This window comes from Roseofilum sp. SBFL, assembly GCF_017746885.1.
In the GTDB taxonomy this organism is placed as follows: Bacteria; Cyanobacteriota; Cyanobacteriia; order Cyanobacteriales; family Desertifilaceae; genus Roseofilum.
Genome location: NZ_JAGHZH010000184.1, coordinates 35,842 through 52,676, shown reverse-complemented (window position 1 = coordinate 52,676; position 16,835 = coordinate 35,842). Strand labels below are relative to the sequence as shown.

At 43.9% G+C, this 16,835-nt stretch carries 18 protein-coding genes and 1 pseudogene; 15 read left to right on the top strand and 4 right to left on the bottom strand.

The window, feature by feature from the left end; all coding sequences use genetic code 11:
• Positions 1-62 precede the first annotated feature (62 nt).
• Entirely contained in the window at positions 63-443 is a 381-nt protein-coding gene (locus J7545_RS20240; RefSeq protein WP_318701504.1) for a hypothetical protein, read from the top strand.
• 28 nt (positions 444-471) lie between these two features.
• Here J7545_RS20240 and J7545_RS20235 read toward each other — a convergent pair whose 3' ends face one another.
• A complete protein-coding gene (locus J7545_RS20235) occupies positions 472-1,728 on the bottom strand; it encodes an EAL domain-containing protein (protein ID WP_318701503.1) in 1,257 nt (418 codons plus the stop codon).
• 123 nt (positions 1,729-1,851) lie between these two features.
• Here J7545_RS20235 and J7545_RS20230 point away from each other — a divergent pair, with 123 nt between their 5' ends.
• From J7545_RS20230 to J7545_RS20215, 4 genes and pseudogenes are all read left to right on the top strand, one after another.
• The gene (locus tag J7545_RS20230; RefSeq protein ID WP_318701502.1) at positions 1,852-2,418 is read left to right on the top strand and encodes a type II CAAX prenyl endopeptidase Rce1 family protein; all 567 of its coding nucleotides are present in this window, start codon (positions 1,852-1,854) and stop codon (positions 2,416-2,418) included.
• 23 nt (positions 2,419-2,441) lie between these two features.
• A complete protein-coding gene (locus tag J7545_RS20225) occupies positions 2,442-5,573 on the top strand; it encodes a DEAD/DEAH box helicase (protein ID WP_318701500.1) in 3,132 nt (1,043 codons plus the stop codon).
• Positions 5,574-5,646: 73 nt separating this feature from the next.
• Positions 5,647-6,063 (top strand): annotated as a pseudogene (locus J7545_RS20220) (XisH family protein).
• A complete protein-coding gene (locus J7545_RS20215; RefSeq protein ID WP_318701499.1) occupies positions 6,051-6,386 on the top strand; it encodes a XisI protein in 336 nt (111 codons plus the stop codon). The pseudogene J7545_RS20220 and the gene J7545_RS20215 overlap by 13 nt, the downstream one beginning before the upstream one ends.
• Positions 6,387-6,457: 71 nt before the next feature.
• Here J7545_RS20215 and J7545_RS20210 read toward each other — a convergent pair whose 3' ends face one another.
• Entirely contained in the window at positions 6,458-6,682 is a 225-nt protein-coding gene (locus tag J7545_RS20210; RefSeq protein WP_318701498.1) for a DUF4926 domain-containing protein, read from the bottom strand.
• Between the two features lie 120 nt (positions 6,683-6,802).
• On the opposite strand from J7545_RS20210, the gene J7545_RS20205 reads away from it, so the two are divergent.
• The 5 genes from J7545_RS20205 to J7545_RS20185 all read left to right on the top strand — a co-directional run bounded on the left by J7545_RS20205 (position 6,803) and on the right by J7545_RS20185 (position 8,766).
• Positions 6,803-7,093 (top strand): nucleotidyltransferase family protein, encoded by a 291-nt coding sequence (locus J7545_RS20205; RefSeq protein WP_413038710.1) that lies wholly within the window; start codon positions 6,803-6,805, stop codon positions 7,091-7,093.
• A 94-nt stretch (positions 7,094-7,187) separates the two neighbouring features.
• Positions 7,188-7,604, top strand: coding sequence for a XisH family protein (locus tag J7545_RS20200; RefSeq protein ID WP_318701496.1), 417 nt, complete (start codon positions 7,188-7,190; stop codon positions 7,602-7,604).
• Positions 7,592-7,945 (top strand): XisI protein, encoded by a 354-nt coding sequence (locus J7545_RS20195; protein WP_318701495.1) that lies wholly within the window; start codon positions 7,592-7,594, stop codon positions 7,943-7,945. The genes J7545_RS20200 and J7545_RS20195 overlap by 13 nt, the downstream gene beginning before the upstream one ends.
• Positions 7,946-7,999: 54 nt before the next feature.
• Positions 8,000-8,383: a DUF433 domain-containing protein gene (locus tag J7545_RS20190; protein ID WP_318701494.1), complete on the top strand. Its 384-nt coding sequence runs from the start codon at positions 8,000-8,002 to the stop codon at positions 8,381-8,383.
• Positions 8,371-8,766: an ACP S-malonyltransferase gene (locus tag J7545_RS20185; protein ID WP_318701493.1), complete on the top strand. Its 396-nt coding sequence runs from the start codon at positions 8,371-8,373 to the stop codon at positions 8,764-8,766. The genes J7545_RS20190 and J7545_RS20185 overlap by 13 nt, the downstream gene beginning before the upstream one ends.
• Positions 8,767-9,001: 235 nt before the next feature.
• Here the strand turns inward: J7545_RS20185 and J7545_RS20180 are convergent, their stop codons facing one another.
• Positions 9,002-9,196 (bottom strand): hypothetical protein, encoded by a 195-nt coding sequence (locus J7545_RS20180; RefSeq protein ID WP_318701492.1) that lies wholly within the window; start codon positions 9,194-9,196, stop codon positions 9,002-9,004.
• A gap of 270 nt (positions 9,197-9,466) precedes the next feature.
• Here J7545_RS20180 and J7545_RS20175 point away from each other — a divergent pair, with 270 nt between their 5' ends.
• The 4 genes from J7545_RS20175 (at position 9,467) to J7545_RS20160 (ending at position 15,333) form a co-directional block, all read left to right on the top strand.
• Positions 9,467-10,840, top strand: a complete 1,374-nt coding sequence (locus tag J7545_RS20175; protein ID WP_318701491.1) for an NB-ARC domain-containing protein — start codon at positions 9,467-9,469, stop codon at positions 10,838-10,840.
• 52 nt (positions 10,841-10,892) lie between these two features.
• Positions 10,893-11,687 carry an SWIM zinc finger family protein gene (locus J7545_RS20170; RefSeq protein WP_318701490.1) on the top strand — a complete coding sequence of 265 codons (795 nt, stop codon included), beginning with the start codon at positions 10,893-10,895 and terminating at the stop codon, positions 11,685-11,687.
• 174 nt (positions 11,688-11,861) lie between these two features.
• Complete coding sequence (locus tag J7545_RS20165) at positions 11,862-15,089, top strand: ATP-binding protein (protein WP_318701489.1); 3,228 nt, start codon at positions 11,862-11,864, stop codon at positions 15,087-15,089.
• Positions 15,090-15,099: 10 nt separating this feature from the next.
• Positions 15,100-15,333, top strand: a complete 234-nt coding sequence (locus J7545_RS20160; protein WP_318701488.1) for a TIGR02450 family Trp-rich protein — start codon at positions 15,100-15,102, stop codon at positions 15,331-15,333.
• A 57-nt stretch (positions 15,334-15,390) separates the two neighbouring features.
• On the opposite strand, the gene J7545_RS20155 is transcribed toward J7545_RS20160, so the two are convergent.
• Positions 15,391-16,044, bottom strand: a complete 654-nt coding sequence (locus J7545_RS20155) for a TIGR04282 family arsenosugar biosynthesis glycosyltransferase (RefSeq protein WP_318701487.1) — start codon at positions 16,042-16,044, stop codon at positions 15,391-15,393.
• A 25-nt stretch (positions 16,045-16,069) separates the two neighbouring features.
• Between J7545_RS20155 and pgl the strand changes: the two genes are divergently transcribed.
• Positions 16,070-16,795: a 6-phosphogluconolactonase gene (gene pgl, locus J7545_RS20150; RefSeq protein WP_318701486.1), complete on the top strand. Its 726-nt coding sequence runs from the start codon at positions 16,070-16,072 to the stop codon at positions 16,793-16,795.
• The last annotated feature ends 40 nt before the right edge of the window (positions 16,796-16,835 follow it).

Below are 16,835 nucleotides of genomic sequence, written 5' to 3'. Positions count from 1 at the left end.
GCTTCTGGGTTGGGTGGGAAAGAATAGTGTTGAATGCAAGCATTTTTAATTTTTAATCGATTATGAGTTCCCGCTTACCGGTCGAATTTCTCACTCAAGAAGAAGCGATGATGGTCGATTCAGCCTTATTATCGTCGGCTGATAAGTTTTCTACTCGACTAGCGATTTACGCCTGTCGCGCTCTGAGAGAGATTAGTCTACAGACCCATCAACCGGCAGAGTCGATTTCTGAGGAGGCGATCGCCGATTGGGTGAAACACGACTCCCATATTCAGAAGATTATCGATCTAGATGAGAGCTTTATCCATTTTTTTGCACGCTTGGTGAGTTCGGCACGGGTTCCCTTGAATGAAATTGCCCAGGAAATCCAAGTGAAGGTAACCGACTTAAAGGCGATCGATATTGTTTTCTGGTTTGAAAAAGACCGCCGCATTGAAGTCTAACCGCTCCCTATTCCCCATTCCCTATTCCCTATTCCCTAAACCGAGGGTCTTCAAAGAGGGCGATCGCCTGTTCCAAAGGAAGAGGTCGCGAAAAGAAATACCCTTGACCGTAAGTACAGCCAAAGGATTTTAGCGCTTGCAAATGCTCATAAGTCTCGATCCCTTCACCGACTACGGTCATGCCCAAGGTTTTAGATAAATCGACCATTGCTTGACAAATACTGCAACTTTTATTTTGCTCTTTGACATTCATTCCCTGGACAAATGACTTATCAATTTTTAGGCTATCGAGATGATATTCATTCAGATATTGCAAACTAGAATATCCTGTGCCAAAATCATCCAGAACTAAAGGAAATCCTAAAGCCTGGCATTGCTTCACCCAGGCAATCGCCCGCTCGCTATCAAATAAAGTCCGTTCTAAAATTTCTAGCTTTACTTGCTGATAATTGAGTCCATATTTATCGGTACAATTGAGTAAAAACTCTAGAAAATTAGGTTCTTCAATTTGACAATTAGCAATATTAAAACTCATGCTCACGGGATAGTTGACCCGTTTTTGAAGGGTCTTAAGTGCTTCTAACCCGGTTTCTATTACCCATTGACCAATGGGCACAATTAAAGAAGTCGATTCTGCCAAGGGAATGAATTCATCTGGAGAAACAAATCCTCGGTTGGGACTCTGCCAGCGAATTAAGGCTTCAAAACCGGTGATGGTGTGGGTTTCTAAATTAATGATGGGTTGATAAACTAGCTTAAATTGTTCTTCATCCAAGGCGGTGCGTAACTCATTTTCCATGCGGATCAAATCTACCGCTTCTGTGAGTCGAAAGGAGAGACCTTTTTGGGGATTGATGTTAGGGTAGAGTTTCTCTAGAAAAAATTTAGGGGCTAAAGAGTTAGTGCGCGATCGGAAATTTTGAGTTTCTGAGCGAAAATAGCGCATCACCATCAACAGTAACATTCGCAACAAAGGATCGGCTTCTTGAATGCGTCGGTTAACCTGTTCCTTGGTGACGACGGTGAGAATGACATCGGTTAAAGCGGTAGCGGAAGCAGAGCGGGGTTGACCATCAATTAGGGCAATTTCACCAAACATGGAGCCAGGATTAAGATGATTGAGAACCCGACGTTTTTCTTCTACCTGAGTCCAGATTTCTACCTCTCCCTCTTCGAGAATATAAGCGAAGTCTCCGCGATCGCCTTCATAAAAGATCGAGTCGCCGGACTGAACCCGGCGAGTTTGAAGCCGTTCGTAGAGTTTGGACTTCACGCTAAAGATCATGATGCTTCCCAAATATCGATCTGAGTTGGCTGGCAACTATTCATAAATTATAGTTTGCCCTGGACTATAGTTTTTGGGATCTTGGTCACCTAATTACCTTAAGAATTCATTACCTATTTAGAGATGATGATAGATACTATAGTCAGCGATCTTTCCCATCGGTTTAGTATAACCCTAATCCATTTACCGAGCCTGAGAAGTCTAGCGATCGCTGCCTTACTCCTAGGATTCTATGCTCTAATTGCCCTTCCCCTAGGATTTTATAGCCAATTTTTGAGTCGAACCCTGGTTAGGAATAAAAAAATCCAATTACAAGTTATGATTCAGGCGATCGCGACTCCCGCACTGTCCGAAGAAGTAGTCTTTCGGGTATTATTGTTGCCAAACCCTCAAAATTCTCCGACCTTAAGCCAATGGCTCCTTTGGGGAAGCATCAGCTTGATCCTATTTATTCTCTATCATCCCATTAACGGGTTGCTGTTCTTTCCTCCTGGACGAAAAGTCTTTCAACACCCCATATTTCTTACCCTAGCGGCTTTGTTGGGGGTAATCTGCACCCTATCCTATGCCTATAGTGGCTGTTTGTGGATACCCGCCCTGATCCATTGGGTCATTGTCGTGATATGGTTACTGAAATTAGGTGGCTATGAGAAATTGAGTGTAGTCGCCCCTGAAGTATCCTCACTTTGACTCAACTTTAAAAATACGATCGCATGGCAATTTTACACGGGAGTTGGTTAACTCAACATCAATTTGTGATTTGGGCAGAAACTTGGCGCAGAGTTGCCCCGGAAGAATGCACTCCCTCACCCTTTGCCATTTCGCCTCACCCTTTTGCCCTGAGTGCGACAGAACTGCAATCCTGGTTACAGTCAAGTCAGATCCTGGAGTCGGTGCCAAGGGCTTTACCTGATTTGGAGACAGTGGAGATCGCCCCCCTGCAACTGGCTTTACCCACCCTGCTCCAGTTTCCAGCATCTGCATCGAAATCAAAACGCAAGAAAACTCCCGGAATTATCTGTACTCCTCTATACTCGATCGCTGAGGAAGAAAATCCAGATATTACCCTTCACCCTTGGCAGATTGAAGCGCTCTGTCTGACTCCCCAGCAAACCCTGCCCTTTCTGCAAAGTCTGCCCCTAGGGTTATTAGATTCTAGCCCAGCTTGGTTAGGCTCCGATCTACGGTTTTGGTCTCATATTAGCCGCTGGAGTCTGGACTTATTAGCGCGGTGTAAGTTCTTACCTGCCCTCACGACTGAGGGGGAGGGTTCTTTCATTGCCCAATGGCAACCGTTACTCGATAGTCAGAGCGATCGCCACCGGTTTAGCCAGTTTAGCACTCTCATGCCGGGCAGTTGCCACACCTATCAACCGGCTGAAGAGTTCCTTAAACTGGATTTTCCCACTGCGCCCAAACCCTTGCTGTGGGATTTTTTGAGCCAAACTTTGAATGCCCAGATCCAGAAACAGGAGACTCCCTTACCGAATGTGAAAGGGGCGATCGCCCAATGGCTGCAAAGCTTAAATAGTAGCGGTAAACCCCTCTCCCCCACCCCAGAACTTGAAAAGTTCAAAACCACCCTCACGAAGTGGATGGCTCCTATCGAACACTTGGATCAGGAGAGCGCTTTTAGCACTGTCTTAAAACTCCATCCTCCCCAAGGAAAAAGTCAGGATTGGTTACTAGAATATGGATTACAATCGGTCGAAAATCCCGATTGTATTGTCGATGCCAATACCATTTGGAGCAATCCTGTAGAATCTCTCATCTATGAAGGCTATAGCATTCATTATCCTCAAGAAACTTTTTTAGCTGGATTAGGATTAGCCTCGCGCATTTTTCCTCCGTTAGAAGAGAGCTTAAACACTTCCCAACCCCTGTTTTGTCGGCTTAATCCCCAACAAGCCTATGACTTCCTTAAATCCATAGTGGGGCGATTGCGAGAAAGTGGATTGGGCGTAATTTTGCCCTCGTCTCTTGCACCGGAACAAGGCTTTTCTAATCGCTTAGGATTGAGCTTGGTGGCTGACACGCCCAAACGGAAGAAAACCGATCGCTTAAGTTTACAAAGTTTATTGCAATTTAAGTGGGAATTAACCCTAGGAGGACAGCGAGTTTCTAAGAAAGAATTTGACCAATTGGTAGCCTTAGATTCTCCCTTAGTGGAGATTAATGGGGAGTGGGTGGAGTTGCGTACCCAAGATGTGCGCGTTGCTCAGGAGTTTTTTACCAAGCGTAAAGACCAAATGAGTTTATCCCTCGAAGATGCTCTTCGCATCAGTACGGGGGATACGCAGATGGTGGAAAAGCTGCCAGTAGTAGACTTTCAGGCTTCGGAGCAGTTGGGGGAATTACTGACCCGTTTGATGGAGCCGCGTAGGATTGAGGCGATCGCCCCTCCAGAGACGTTTAACGGACAGTTGCGCCCCTATCAATCTAGGGGTGTGGGGTGGTTAGCGTTTTTGGAGCAATGGGGCTTAGGGGCGTGTTTAGCCGACGATATGGGACTGGGGAAAACCATTCAGTTTCTGGCGTTTTTGTTAGTTTTGAAACAGCAAAAAAAGCTCAAAAAACCGACATTATTGGTTTGTCCCACATCTGTTTTAGGCAATTGGCAACGGGAAGTTAAACGATTTGCCCCCAGTTTAAAAATGCTGCTTCACCATGGAATGAAACGCATTAAAAATAAGGAGTTTGTCAAAGCCATTGAGGGGAAAGATCTAGTGATTACCAGTTATCCCCTAGTCTTTCGAGACCAAAAAGAATTGCAAGCAGTAGAATGGCAAGGGATAGTTTTAGATGAGGCTCAGAATATCAAAAATCCAGAGTCCAAACAGTCTCAATCTGTGCGCGAGTTAACTTCAGAGTTTCGCATTGCCTTAACGGGAACGCCAGTAGAAAATCGCTTGCAAGAACTCTGGTCAATTATGGACTTTCTCAATCCTGGATACTTGGGCAATCGGCAGTTCTTCCAGCGCCGGTTTACGATTCCGATTGAGAAATATGGCGATCGCGAATCCTTGCAAACTCTGCGATCGCTCTCGCAACCCTTTATCCTGCGGCGCTTGAAAACCGATCGCACCATTATCGAAGATTTGCCAGAAAAACAGGAAATGACTGTTTTCTGTCCCCTCTCGGACGAGCAAAAACAGCTCTATCAAGAGGCGGTAGAGAAAGCCTTAGCCGAAATCGAGCAAGCGCAAGGCATTCAACGCCATGGGGAAGTATTAGCGCTGCTGACGAAGTTAAAGCAGATTTGTAACCATCCGGAACAATTCTTGAAGAAGCGCAAGCTGAAACAGCCGGAAAATTCAGGGAAACTGATGCGCTTGCGGGACATGCTCGACGAAGTGGTTGATGTTGGCGATCGGGCCTTGATTTTTACCCAGTTTTCTGAATGGGGTAAATTGCTCAAACCCTATTTAGAACAAGAATTTAAATCCGAAGTCTTTTTCTTATACGGAAGTACCAAACGAGCGCAACGGGAAGAAATGATTGACCGCTTTCAACACGATCCTCAAGGGCCAAAATTGTTTATTTTATCCCTAAAAGCCGGCGGTGTGGGCTTGAATTTAACCCGCGCCAATCATGTCTTTCACTTTGACCGATGGTGGAATCCAGCCGTAGAAAATCAAGCCACAGACCGAGTATTTCGCATTGGTCAAACTCGGAATGTGCAAGTGCATAAATTTGTCTGCGAAGGTACGTTAGAAGAAAAAATTAACGATTTGATTGCCAGCAAGCAGGAACTCGCCGAACAAGTCGTAAGTTCGGGAGAAAATTGGTTAGCCAGTTTAGATTCCAATCAACTGCGCGATTTGTTATTATTAGACCAGTCATAAGACTAGCAGAACATGGGTGACCAAAAATGTCAGTAGCAAGTAGGGTGGGATTTGAAATTGAGGAAGTGGAGTGATGCCTGCTAAGGATATGTACTACGATGCGGTCAGGAATGCTTTAATTAAGGATGGGTGGACAATTACTGACGATCCTTTAATTTTGTCTATCGGCAAGAAGGATTTATTTGTGGACTTGGGAGCAGAAAAGTTAATTGCGGCGCAGAAAGATCATCAAAGAATTGCAGTATAAATTAAAAGTTTCATCGGTCTATCGCGAGTCAACGATCTGGAAAAGGCGCTGGGTCAATATGTTCTTTATAGTGAGATTATACTGGATCAGCAAGAAAACAGGGATCTCTATCTGGCGATTAAACAATCAGCTTATGAGGATATTTTTGAGCAACCAATCGGGCAGTTACTTCTACGGCGAAACATTGTTAAATTATTAGTGTTTAATGAAATAGAGGAGGTGATTCTCGAATGGATACAATAGCTCAATATTATGCAATTATTTATCCGATTTTAAATGAATATGCCGACCTTCCCTATCGTTTTAGTGAGGTGGAACGCCGTTTGATTGTGAGTGATGATAAAACACATTATCTGTTTATGACTTGGGGATACGAACAGAGACGTAGAGTTCACGGTTGCATCGTTCATTTGGAGGTAGTGGGGGATAAAATTTGGATTCATGAGGACGGGTTGGAGGATGGAATCGCAGATGATTTGTTGCGCGCAGGTATTCCCAAGGAGAAGATTGTTTTAGGATTTCATCCCCCAGAGGTGCGTCCTCATACCGGGTTTGCTGTGGGTTAACGAGCTTTTAGATTCCATCGGTGACGCGGTGCGGTTGTAATTAGTATTCCCACTACAATATTATGTCTGAATTATGTCAGAACTCGTGCTTGGGCAATTTCCCTGTCACCGATCGCCCGAACTTGAGCATTAAATAAAGAAACAATCGCGATCGTTTTCCCGGCAATGGTTATAAACTCTACTTCATAGCCTAAGCCTTCTTGATGGACTAAAACCACTGTACCAATATCGCCAGTTTTTAAATGATATTCTGGTAAATCTGTGGTTAAAACAACTCGATCTAATTCACTAATCATTTTGGATAATTTGAGGAATTTTAGTTAGAGTGGATAGGCGCTGAGATGAATATCTTTGGTTTCGCTTTGGCTGGAAGGATAAAAACTAGTACAGCATATCATTCGTGAGGCTAGAGTATGATGCAACGGGACAAAGTATTGGAGGTTTTAGCACAACACCAGCAAGCCTTAAAAGAGTTCGGAGTAACTTCGCTGGTGATATTTGGCTCTGTTGCTAGGGATGAAGCCACACCGGATAGTGATGTGGATATTTTAGTAGAATTTGACGGATTGGTGACATTCGATCGCTATATGGATGTCAAGTTTTATCTGGAAAATCGTTTAGGGACGCGAGTAGATTTGGTGAGTCGAGTAATGCTCAAACCTCTGATTCGTTCTACCGTAGAACAGGAGGCAATTTATGTCGCGTAGTGTGCATCTGTACTTGGAAGATATCCTCACTTGTTGTGCCAAAGTCATTAAAATATGTAGTATACAATAAAATTACTACCAACTCCCTTGCACTATGCCTGCCAAAGACATTTATCATGATGCAGTCAAGAATGCCTTAATCAAAGATGGTTGGCTCATTACCGACGATCCTTACTTCATCAAATATGAAGATGCTGAACTTTATGCGGATCTAGCAGCCGAAAAACCAATTGCCGCAGAACGAGAAGGCAAAAAAATAGTTGTTGAAGTCAAAAGTTTTGTGGGAAAATCCCTAATGTATGACTTTCATGGGGCATTGGGACAATACATTGTATATCGAAATCTGATTCAACGTACTGAACCAGAATATACCCTGTATTTAGCGATTGATTGTCTGGTCTATGAAGATTTTTTTCAAAGAAAATCTGTGCAAGCAGTGATTAAAGATAATCGAGTTTTGTTAATGGTAGTAGATACAGTGAAGGAGGAACTGGTCAAATGGCTGACTTAGAAAATTACCGCTCGATCATAAAACGAATTTTGACCGAATATTATGGTATGAAAATCAATCAAGTTCAGAAAAATCCTGAATGTGAAGTCAGCGATCGCCTAGCTTTAGATGAAATTAGAGATGAATATCTTTGGTTTCGCTTTGGCTGGCAGGCTGAAAAGCTAGTACAGCATATCATTATCTATTTGAAAATTAAAGATAGCAAAGTTTGGGTGGAACAAGATGTAACGAATTTCTGTATTGTCGATGATTTACTCGCTGCGGGCATTCCTCAAAATGATATTGTTTTAGGGTTCCATCATCCTAGCAAACGGCAGTTCACCGAATTTGCCACAGCTTAATTTGTTGGCTTAAAATAAAATTGATCTTCAGCAACTAGACTTTCGGAAAAAATCATGACCAACCCATCCAATGAACAAACCGGAATTATCCGTACAGAACGAGGACTAACCATCGCCGGGACACGGATTACAATCTACGATATTATGGACTATGTGACCGCTCAATATCCCCCTAAGTTTATCCGGGGATTATTTGACCTGACTGAAGCACAAATTAACGACGCTTTAACGTATATTGAAGAAAATCGCGCTCTGGTTGAAGCGGAATATCAGCAAGTTTTGAAGGAAGCGGAAGAACTGCGGCTATATTATGAGGAAAAAAATCGCGATCTGATTGCCAAAATTGCCGCCATGCCCCCGAAACCCGGAACTGAAGCGGCATGGGAAAAACTGCGAGCAGCCAAAGCCAAACGCGAGGCTAAAGCATGTTTTTTTTGATCGACCATAATCTCAATGGACATGCACTGGTTTTCTTTGGCTCTATTGTCAATCAAGGATGGCTCGATATCGTTCCCATTCGTTTTTTCACTTTTGAACAAATGGAATTACCAATCAATAGTGACGATCGGGTTGTTTGGCGACTGGCACAAGAAAATGAGATGATTTTGCTCACAGCTAATCGCACGATGAAAGGCAATAATTCCTTAGAGCAAGTGATGCGGGAAGAAAATACCCCGAATTCACTCCCGGTAATTACGATTGGTAACGCGGATAAATTACTGAATGATTCGGAATATCGAGAAATTTGTGCAGAACGTCTGATCGAGATTGTGCTGACAATTGACAACTATAAAGGCTCTATGAGAATCTTCATTCCCTGATTTTTTTCAGCAGGTGCGGTGGGCAGGATATCTGTGTAGAATTTGAAGAATATTGTACCTTATCCTGCCCACCCTACCTTCAGACTGGAAGTGGTGCAGCGAATGATAGAGGCAGAGTTTGGGGAGAAATAAAGGTATACAGTAGATTTGAACAACATTGAGACATGGTTGTAGGGGCGAACGGCCGTTTCGCTTGACGACATGAAACGCCCCTACAGGTTTAGTGAATTAAAATTTAATTATTGCCTCCAGAAGCAGCAGCACCAGCACTACCAGCCGCAGCGGCAATGTGCAAAGCGGCCAAGAAGGGCGCAGGGTTCCCTGTTGCAACAGAACCAATAGCTCCTAAAGTAAGTTTTGTAGCTACACCAGCAGCAACACCAATAGCAACTTTTTCTCCGATTTCAGCACGTTTAGACTGTTTAGCCATCTTTATTCTCCTTAAATGTGGGAATCACTAGCTTGCTTACCCTGTTAGTAAATGTGTATAAAAGATTTACACCGATCAAAAACCTGATAAGCTTGAAATTTCACTAATCTTAGCGTGTAATATTTCTAGGCGACCACCCTAAAACAGGACATTTGGTACACAATTTTTCTAAATATCTTGAGTCAATTTAGTAGGATTTGGTACAATTGAGTTGACAAAGTAGGATTTAGTAGAGTATTTTACAAGAAATATCTAGATGTATCTTAAGTTATGAACGATCTTGAAGATATACTACAATGGGTTGACCAGTTGATGTTGGATAAAACGGGAAAAAATTTGACATCTATACAGTCAGCTATATTGAGAGGTTCGTGGGAAGGAAAAAAATATCCTCAAATTGCTCAAGATTTTCATTGTAGTGAATCTCATGTTAAGAAAGAAGCCGCTAAATTATGGGATAAGCTGCGGGAAGAATTAGGAGATAACCTGAAGAAATATAATTTTCGTTCTAAGGTAGAGAAACAGCATAGAGTTTCTCCATGTTCTCAATCAGGTCACTGTTTAGTACAAGTTGATAATGTGACTATTGGAGGTGAACTCATACAAACTATTCAAGATACCCAACAGCGATCGCCATCTTCCCCAGACTCACCCATCATCGACTTAACCGACGCACCAGAACTCACCGACTTCTACAACCGCACCACAGAACTCTCCACGCTGAAACAGTGGATATTAGAAGATCGGACGCGCTTGATCGCCATTTACGGTGTGAGTGAAATTGGCAAAAGCACCCTCACTCTCAAACTCATCGAAGAGATCCACACAGAATTTGACGCTATTATCTGGCGCAGTCTGAGCCATACTCCTACCTTATCGACGCTGCAAACCGAACTGAAAGAATTTTTGGCCCCATCTCAACCGAACCCATTCCCAACCCTTCTTGACACTTTTCGCCACACTCGCTGTTTAGTCATCCTCAATGATGTGCAGAGTCTTTTTCAAAGCGGTCAACTCGCGGGTGAATATTTAGCAAATTATAAAGACTATGGCAGATTCTTTAAACAAATAGCCAGAACACTGCACTACAGTTGTGTAATTCTCTTGAGTTGGGAAAAACCTAGAGAAATTGCCACCTTAGAAGAAACGCATCAACACACCCGCAGTTTGCACCTGAAAGGATTAGAATCTGAGGCTGAGGAAATTTTGAGAGAACAGAAATTAACCGATGAGGAAAACTGGCCAGAGTTAATAAGCTTGTATCAAGGACATCCCGTCTGGTTAACGATTATCGCTGCAACTATTCGGGAACTCTGTAATGGTCAAGTTTCCCAATTTTTAGAGAATGACGAGGAGATATTTTTAGGAGACTTAAAACCTATTCTAGAGGAGCAGTTAGAGCGATTATCAGACTTAGAACAACGAGTGATGACTTGGTTAGCGAGTCAGGAGGAAGGGGTCGATCTGGCAGCAAAATTGACCGATCGCCAGTTCTCGAAATCCGAGTTATGGGAGGCGATGCGATCGCTAGGAAGACGAGGATTAGTGGAAAAAAGAGGTGCAACAGAGCGATCGCACCTTTACCTCCATCCTCTGTGGCAACAGTATCTGCTTGGGATACAATCAGAAACAACCGAACACTAGCAGATGCTTTCCTACAAAAGGAAAGATTAATTCGTTAAACGAGGAGAGAAATATGAATTCCTATGGCATCGAGCGAGAATGGTGGACGCAGCAATGGTTAGACTTGCTCAATTCTTATCGGTTTAAGAAAAGACTAGAACGGGGTCGAAATTATGCGCGGGAAGGTCATGTATTATCCATTCAGTTTCAAGAGCAAAAAGTGGTGGCAGAGGTGCAAGGAACCGATCCCGAACCTTATCGCCTTTCCATTGGGTTAGATGCCTTTACCTCGGAAGATTGGGATAATGTGATTGAGACTTTATCGGAAAAAGCAATTTATGTGGCGAAATTGTTAGCTGGAGAAATGCCGGATAATATTGAATCGGTATTTGCTGCCAATGGGTTAAGCTTATTTCCGTTTACGCTGGGTGAAGTCCATTCACGATGTAGTTGTCCCGATCCCGCAAATCCCTGTAAACATATCGCTGCCGTGTATTATTTATTGGGCGATCGCTTCAGCGCCGATCCCTTTGTACTGTTTCAATTGCGCGGAAAGAGTAAGGATGATATTATCTCTGCGCTGCGCGAAAAGCGCGGAATTGGGCCAGAAAGTGCTAGCAGCAAACCCCCACCCCTGACTTACCCGAAGGTTGCTCTAGACCAGTTTTGGCGCTACGATCGCGAGTTAGAGTCATCCCTCGTGGTCATTGCCCCGCCAGTGAATCTAGAAACAGTGTTAGATGTGCTAGGGCCAATTGTAACCGAACGAACCAAAGCCCCAGAGTCTAAATCGTTAATGGCTTATTTAAAAACCTTATATCAGGAGGTGAGTCAAAGTGCCACACGATCGGCTTTACGAGGAGATTAGTGTAATCAAGATTTGATCGACAAAACCGTTTACCATTGTCATATCCTCGATTATGAAGATCGAGGTATAATGGGCATTTTAGGGATTGCTTAGAGCGCTTCAGGCTAGGGAATAGGAAATAGAGGAAATTAAGATACCATCTAAAGTAGCGCACCCCCGATCTATATCTGTCCCATGAAATCCTTGCCCTTGAAACCCCACTTTCCTCTGCAAGTGGTCTTAATCGTGCCCTTTCTCCTGCAAATTATGCTAGCCGTGGGTTTAGTCAGTTGGCTCTCCTTTCGCAATGCCCACGAAATGTTAGAAACGATGGTAGAACGATTGACCACTGAAATTGGTTCCGAAGTGGAACAGCGTTTATCTTCCTATTTAGAACTCCCTCATCGGGTGAACCGCTCCCATCTAGGGGCGATCAAATCAGGGTTACTGGAGGTGGAAAACCTGGACGGATGGGATTATTATCTATGGGAAAAAATCCAACAAGTCCCAGAGTTAAGTTTTACGGCTATAGCCAATAACCAAGGGGAACAACGAACAGGAGAACGTCTAGCGGATGGTACTTTGGTGATTAATACCGTTACTCCTAGCGATCGCCACACTTTCCGCTCCTACAACACTGATAACCAAGGAAATCGTACCACTCTAGCTACTCAATTAAGCGATCGCGATCCGCGCAAACGACCTTGGTATTTAACTGCCGTCGAGACCGGAAAACCAACCTGGAGCAATCCAGATATTTCCTATCTTGAGCCTGTCCTCTTAATCTCCGCCTTACAACCCCTTGATATTGATACCGATGGTAGAGTGGAAGGCGTTATTAACACCACCCTCAAACTCAATCAGCTCGGCCAATTTCTGAGCAAAATTAACCTAGGAGAAACCGGAAAAATCCTCATTCTCGATCGCCAAAACAACCTGATTGCCAGTTCCACCCAAGAAACCCCCTTTAATCCAGACACCAAAACGCTCCTACCCATTACCCAGAGTCAAGATCTCCTCACCCGTCAACTGATCGACCTTCTACACACTCACCAAACCGCCCTAAGCATCCCCACCTTAACCACACTGTCCTTAGATGGTGAGCATTACTTTGCCCATATTATCCCCTATGCCGACCCCTACGGCTTAGAGTGGAAAATTGTGCTTTTTGTCCCTGAATCTAACTTTAACGCCACTCTTGAGAGCCATAAACAGCACATCCTTGTCGTCTGCATTAGCGCATTGATTGTCGCTGTTGGATTGGGACTCTTGACTTCTCGGTGGATTGCCGATCCCATATTACAACTGCGGGAGGCCAGTGCTGCCTTTGCCTCTGGGAAACGCCGAAATTCCGTACAAGTTCAAGGCATACAAGAATTAGACACTCTTGCCCAAACCTTTAATGAGATGGCAGCTCAAATTGGCAATCAGCTTGAGATACTCGAACAACAAGTTGCCGAACGTACTCATCTGCTCACTCAACACAACCAGGTTTTATCTGAACTCGCTGGCGATTCCCAATTACACAAAGGGGACTTAAACCAGAGTTTACCAAAACTAACTGAGGCGATCGCCCAAATCCTCAAAGTTGACCGCACCAGTATTTGGCTCATTGAACCCGAAAGTACCCTATGGTACTGTGCTGACTTATTCATCCCGGCTCTAGGAAGTCACACCCAAGGCGATCTTCTCCCCATCCAAGATTATCCCCGCTATGCCCAAGCCCTAAAAACCCAAAATGTAATTTCTGTCAACGATGCTTGCAATGATGAGCGTACCTCGGAACTCAAAGAGACCTATCTTGCTCCTCTAGGAATCCATTCCATGCTGGAAATTCCCATTCGCCGACAGCAAACGCTCCTGGGCGTAATGTGCATGGAAACCACCCAACCTCGCCATTGGACTCAAGAAGAACCAAATGTCGCCCGTTCTATCGGCGATCTCGTGAACCTTGCCATTGAATCATACCATCGCCAGCAAGCCGAAATTGCCCTAAAAGCTGCAAAAGAAGCGGCTGATAAAGCCAACCAAGCCAAAAGTGAATTTTTGGCCAATATGAGCCATGAATTACGCACCCCCCTGAACGGTATCCTGGGTTATACCCAAATCCTGAAACGGATGAGTGACCTCAAACCCAAACAACGTGAAGGAATTATGGTTATTGAAGACGCCGGTTCCCATCTCCTAACCCTGATTAACGATGTCCTAGATTTGGCCAAAATTGAAGCCAGAAAAATGGAACTGCTCCCTAGAGAAATTCATTTTCCCTCCTTCATTAGTGGTGTAGCTGAAGTCATCCGTATCCAAGCTGAAGAAAAAGGACTGGCATTTGGTTGTGTCATCGATCCTAATTTACCCCAGGGAATTGATATTGATGATAAACGCTTACGCCAAGTCCTGCTCAATTTATTAGGGAATGCCACCAAATTTACCAATCAAGGAGAAATCGTATTTTCTGTTATTCATCTGAGTCAAATTTCTCCTGCATCTACCGCCACCTTACGCTTTGAAATTGGGGATACCGGTGTGGGTATGAACCCTGAGCAAATTCAGAAAATTTTCTTACCCTTTGAACAAGTAGGAGCCAATTCCCATAAACATGAAGGCACGGGTTTAGGATTGGCCATTACTCGTCAAATTGTACAAATGATGGGAGGAAAAATTGAAGTTCAAAGTCAGCTCGATGTAGGCAGTCAATTTAGTTTTGAAATCAATGTCCCAGTTGCCAAAAATTGGTCGATCTCTTCCACTCAAAACGAACAAGGAAAAATTATTGGTTATGTTGGTCAACGCCAAAAGATTCTCGTGGTTGATGATAAAATTGTCAATCGTAAAGTGATTCTCGAAGTTTTATCCCCACTGGGATTTGAAGTGGCACAAGCAAAGAATGGCCAATTGGGTTTAGAACACTATCATCAATTCCAACCTGATTTTATCATTACTGATTTAGTCATGCCAGAGTTAGATGGATTTGAAATGGTGCGTCAACTTCGTCAGAGTGGTGACAATCGAGTCATTATTCTGGCTTCTTCAGCGAGTGTATTAAAGCAAGATCAGGAGAATAGTTTAGTGGCGGGTTGCAATGATTTTCTCCCCAAACCTGTCGATATAGAGTTATTATTACGTAAATTGAAAAAGTATTTAAATCTGACCTGGATTTATGAAGAAGTTCCAGAGGCAAATTCGCCTCCCTCCTTGGGGTCTTCAGTGGAGTTGGTTTACCCTCCCCAGGAAGAATTGCAAGGGTTAGTAAAAACGGCGGCTGTGGGATATATTGATGGTATTGAAGCAGAAGTGGCTAGACTGCGAGCATTAGATACCATCTACTACCCGTTTTGCGATCGCATTATGGAATTTATCTCTGAATTTGATGACCAAGGCATTATCGCTTTTATTACCCAAGAATATCCTCTATCCATTTAACCTACAGATCATGCCTAAAAAACAAAAATTCCCTTTCCTAGTTGGCTCGAAATGGACCGCCCAACAAACGACTTGGGGATGGCGACATTTTCAAGTGATCAACCGTAAAAATCAAGGAAAGTTTATTTTTGCGGAAATAGTGGCTTCTTGTGACCCGAATGTTCGCTTTTGGTTAAATGCCGCCCAACTTAAAGACCGTTCCCTATGGCAACCGGGATGGAAAACGCTTCAGGAAATGGAGTAGGGAAGAGAGGAAAATGGAGACGAATAGACACAGAGAGGGACGATTCCTCAATGATTTTTAAGGATTAATTTTTAATTGACACTGTAAGTCTTCTGGGCGGTCAATATCGGGGAGAACCGGTAAGAGAACATAGGATAATTCTAAAGCATGGGCAATATTGAGGGTTTGGGAAAAAACTTCTGAGGTTCCCCAATGAATATTTTGAAATAATTCAGAGATGGGGCGTGATAGACCGATTAAATAATAACCCCCATCAGCGGCTGGGCCGAGGACTAAATCGTGGGAACCTAAAGTATGAAAGGCTTGGGCAAAAAGTTCTGGGGTGAGACTGGGGCAGTCTGTTCCGATAACAACGATATGCTCCATTCCTTCAGCAAAACTCTGCTCAATTGCCCTGTAGAGTTTTTCCCCTAGATCCCCTTGTCCCTGACTGCGATAAACTAGATCAGCACCTAACCAGGTCTGCATGGCCTGAACAGTTGAGCCTGTAAAATAAACCACGAGCTGTATTGCCCCTTTATGGCGATCTTGTAGCTGCCGTGCTTGGGCGATCGCCCATTCGGCCAGTTGACGATGTAATTCCGTCGCTCCCTGCACTCCTAATGCAGGAATTAAGCGGGTTTTGGCCTTACCCAATTCTGGATATCGAGTAAAGACTAGGAGTTGGCATAGGCTAGATAATGGGGAAGATAAATCGGGAAAATCGCTCACGCTTACCTCTTTTATTGTTGGGAACATGACTAAAATCATAGAAGTTTTACCGGATAAAGGCGCTCTCGTCAGCCGCGCCCTTGCCTTAGTGAAAGAAAAAATAGAAACGGCGATCGCCTCCCATGGCTACAGTACCATTGCCCTCGCTGGAGGCAGTACCCCTAAGCCACTCTATGAAGCTCTGAGTAAAGAAACTCTTCCCTGGGACAAAATTCATGTTTTTTGGGGAGATGAGCGCTATGTCCCCTGCACTCATCCGGATAGTAATGAAAATATGGCTCGCCAAGCCTGGCTTAATCAGGTTCCTATTCCCCCACAGAATATCCATGCCATGCCCACCAGAGCGCAAAACCCCCAACAGGATGCCGAAACCCATGATACTCACTTACAGCAGTTTTTTGGTAAGTCGTCTGGTGAGTTTCCGGCCTTCGATATTATTTTGTTAGGGATGGGGGATGATGGGCATACGGCTTCCCTATTTCCCCATACTGAAGCTTTAGCAGTCGGCGATCGCCGGGTCACCGTCGGTAATAAAGATGACCAACCCCGTCTTACTTTTACGGTTCCTCTGATTAATGAGGCTCGCTGTGTCATTTTTCTAGTCGCTGGAGCTAATAAAATCAACGCTTTAACCCAAGTCTTTGCTCCAGAAGGAGACAGCAAAGCCTATCCCTCTCGTTTAATTGCTCCTAAAGGAGAGCTTTGGTGGCTCTTAGATGAAGCAGCAGCAGGAGAATCAATTAACAATTAAATTATTAGATCGAATTCAATCTTTTTCCTATTGCCTCTTG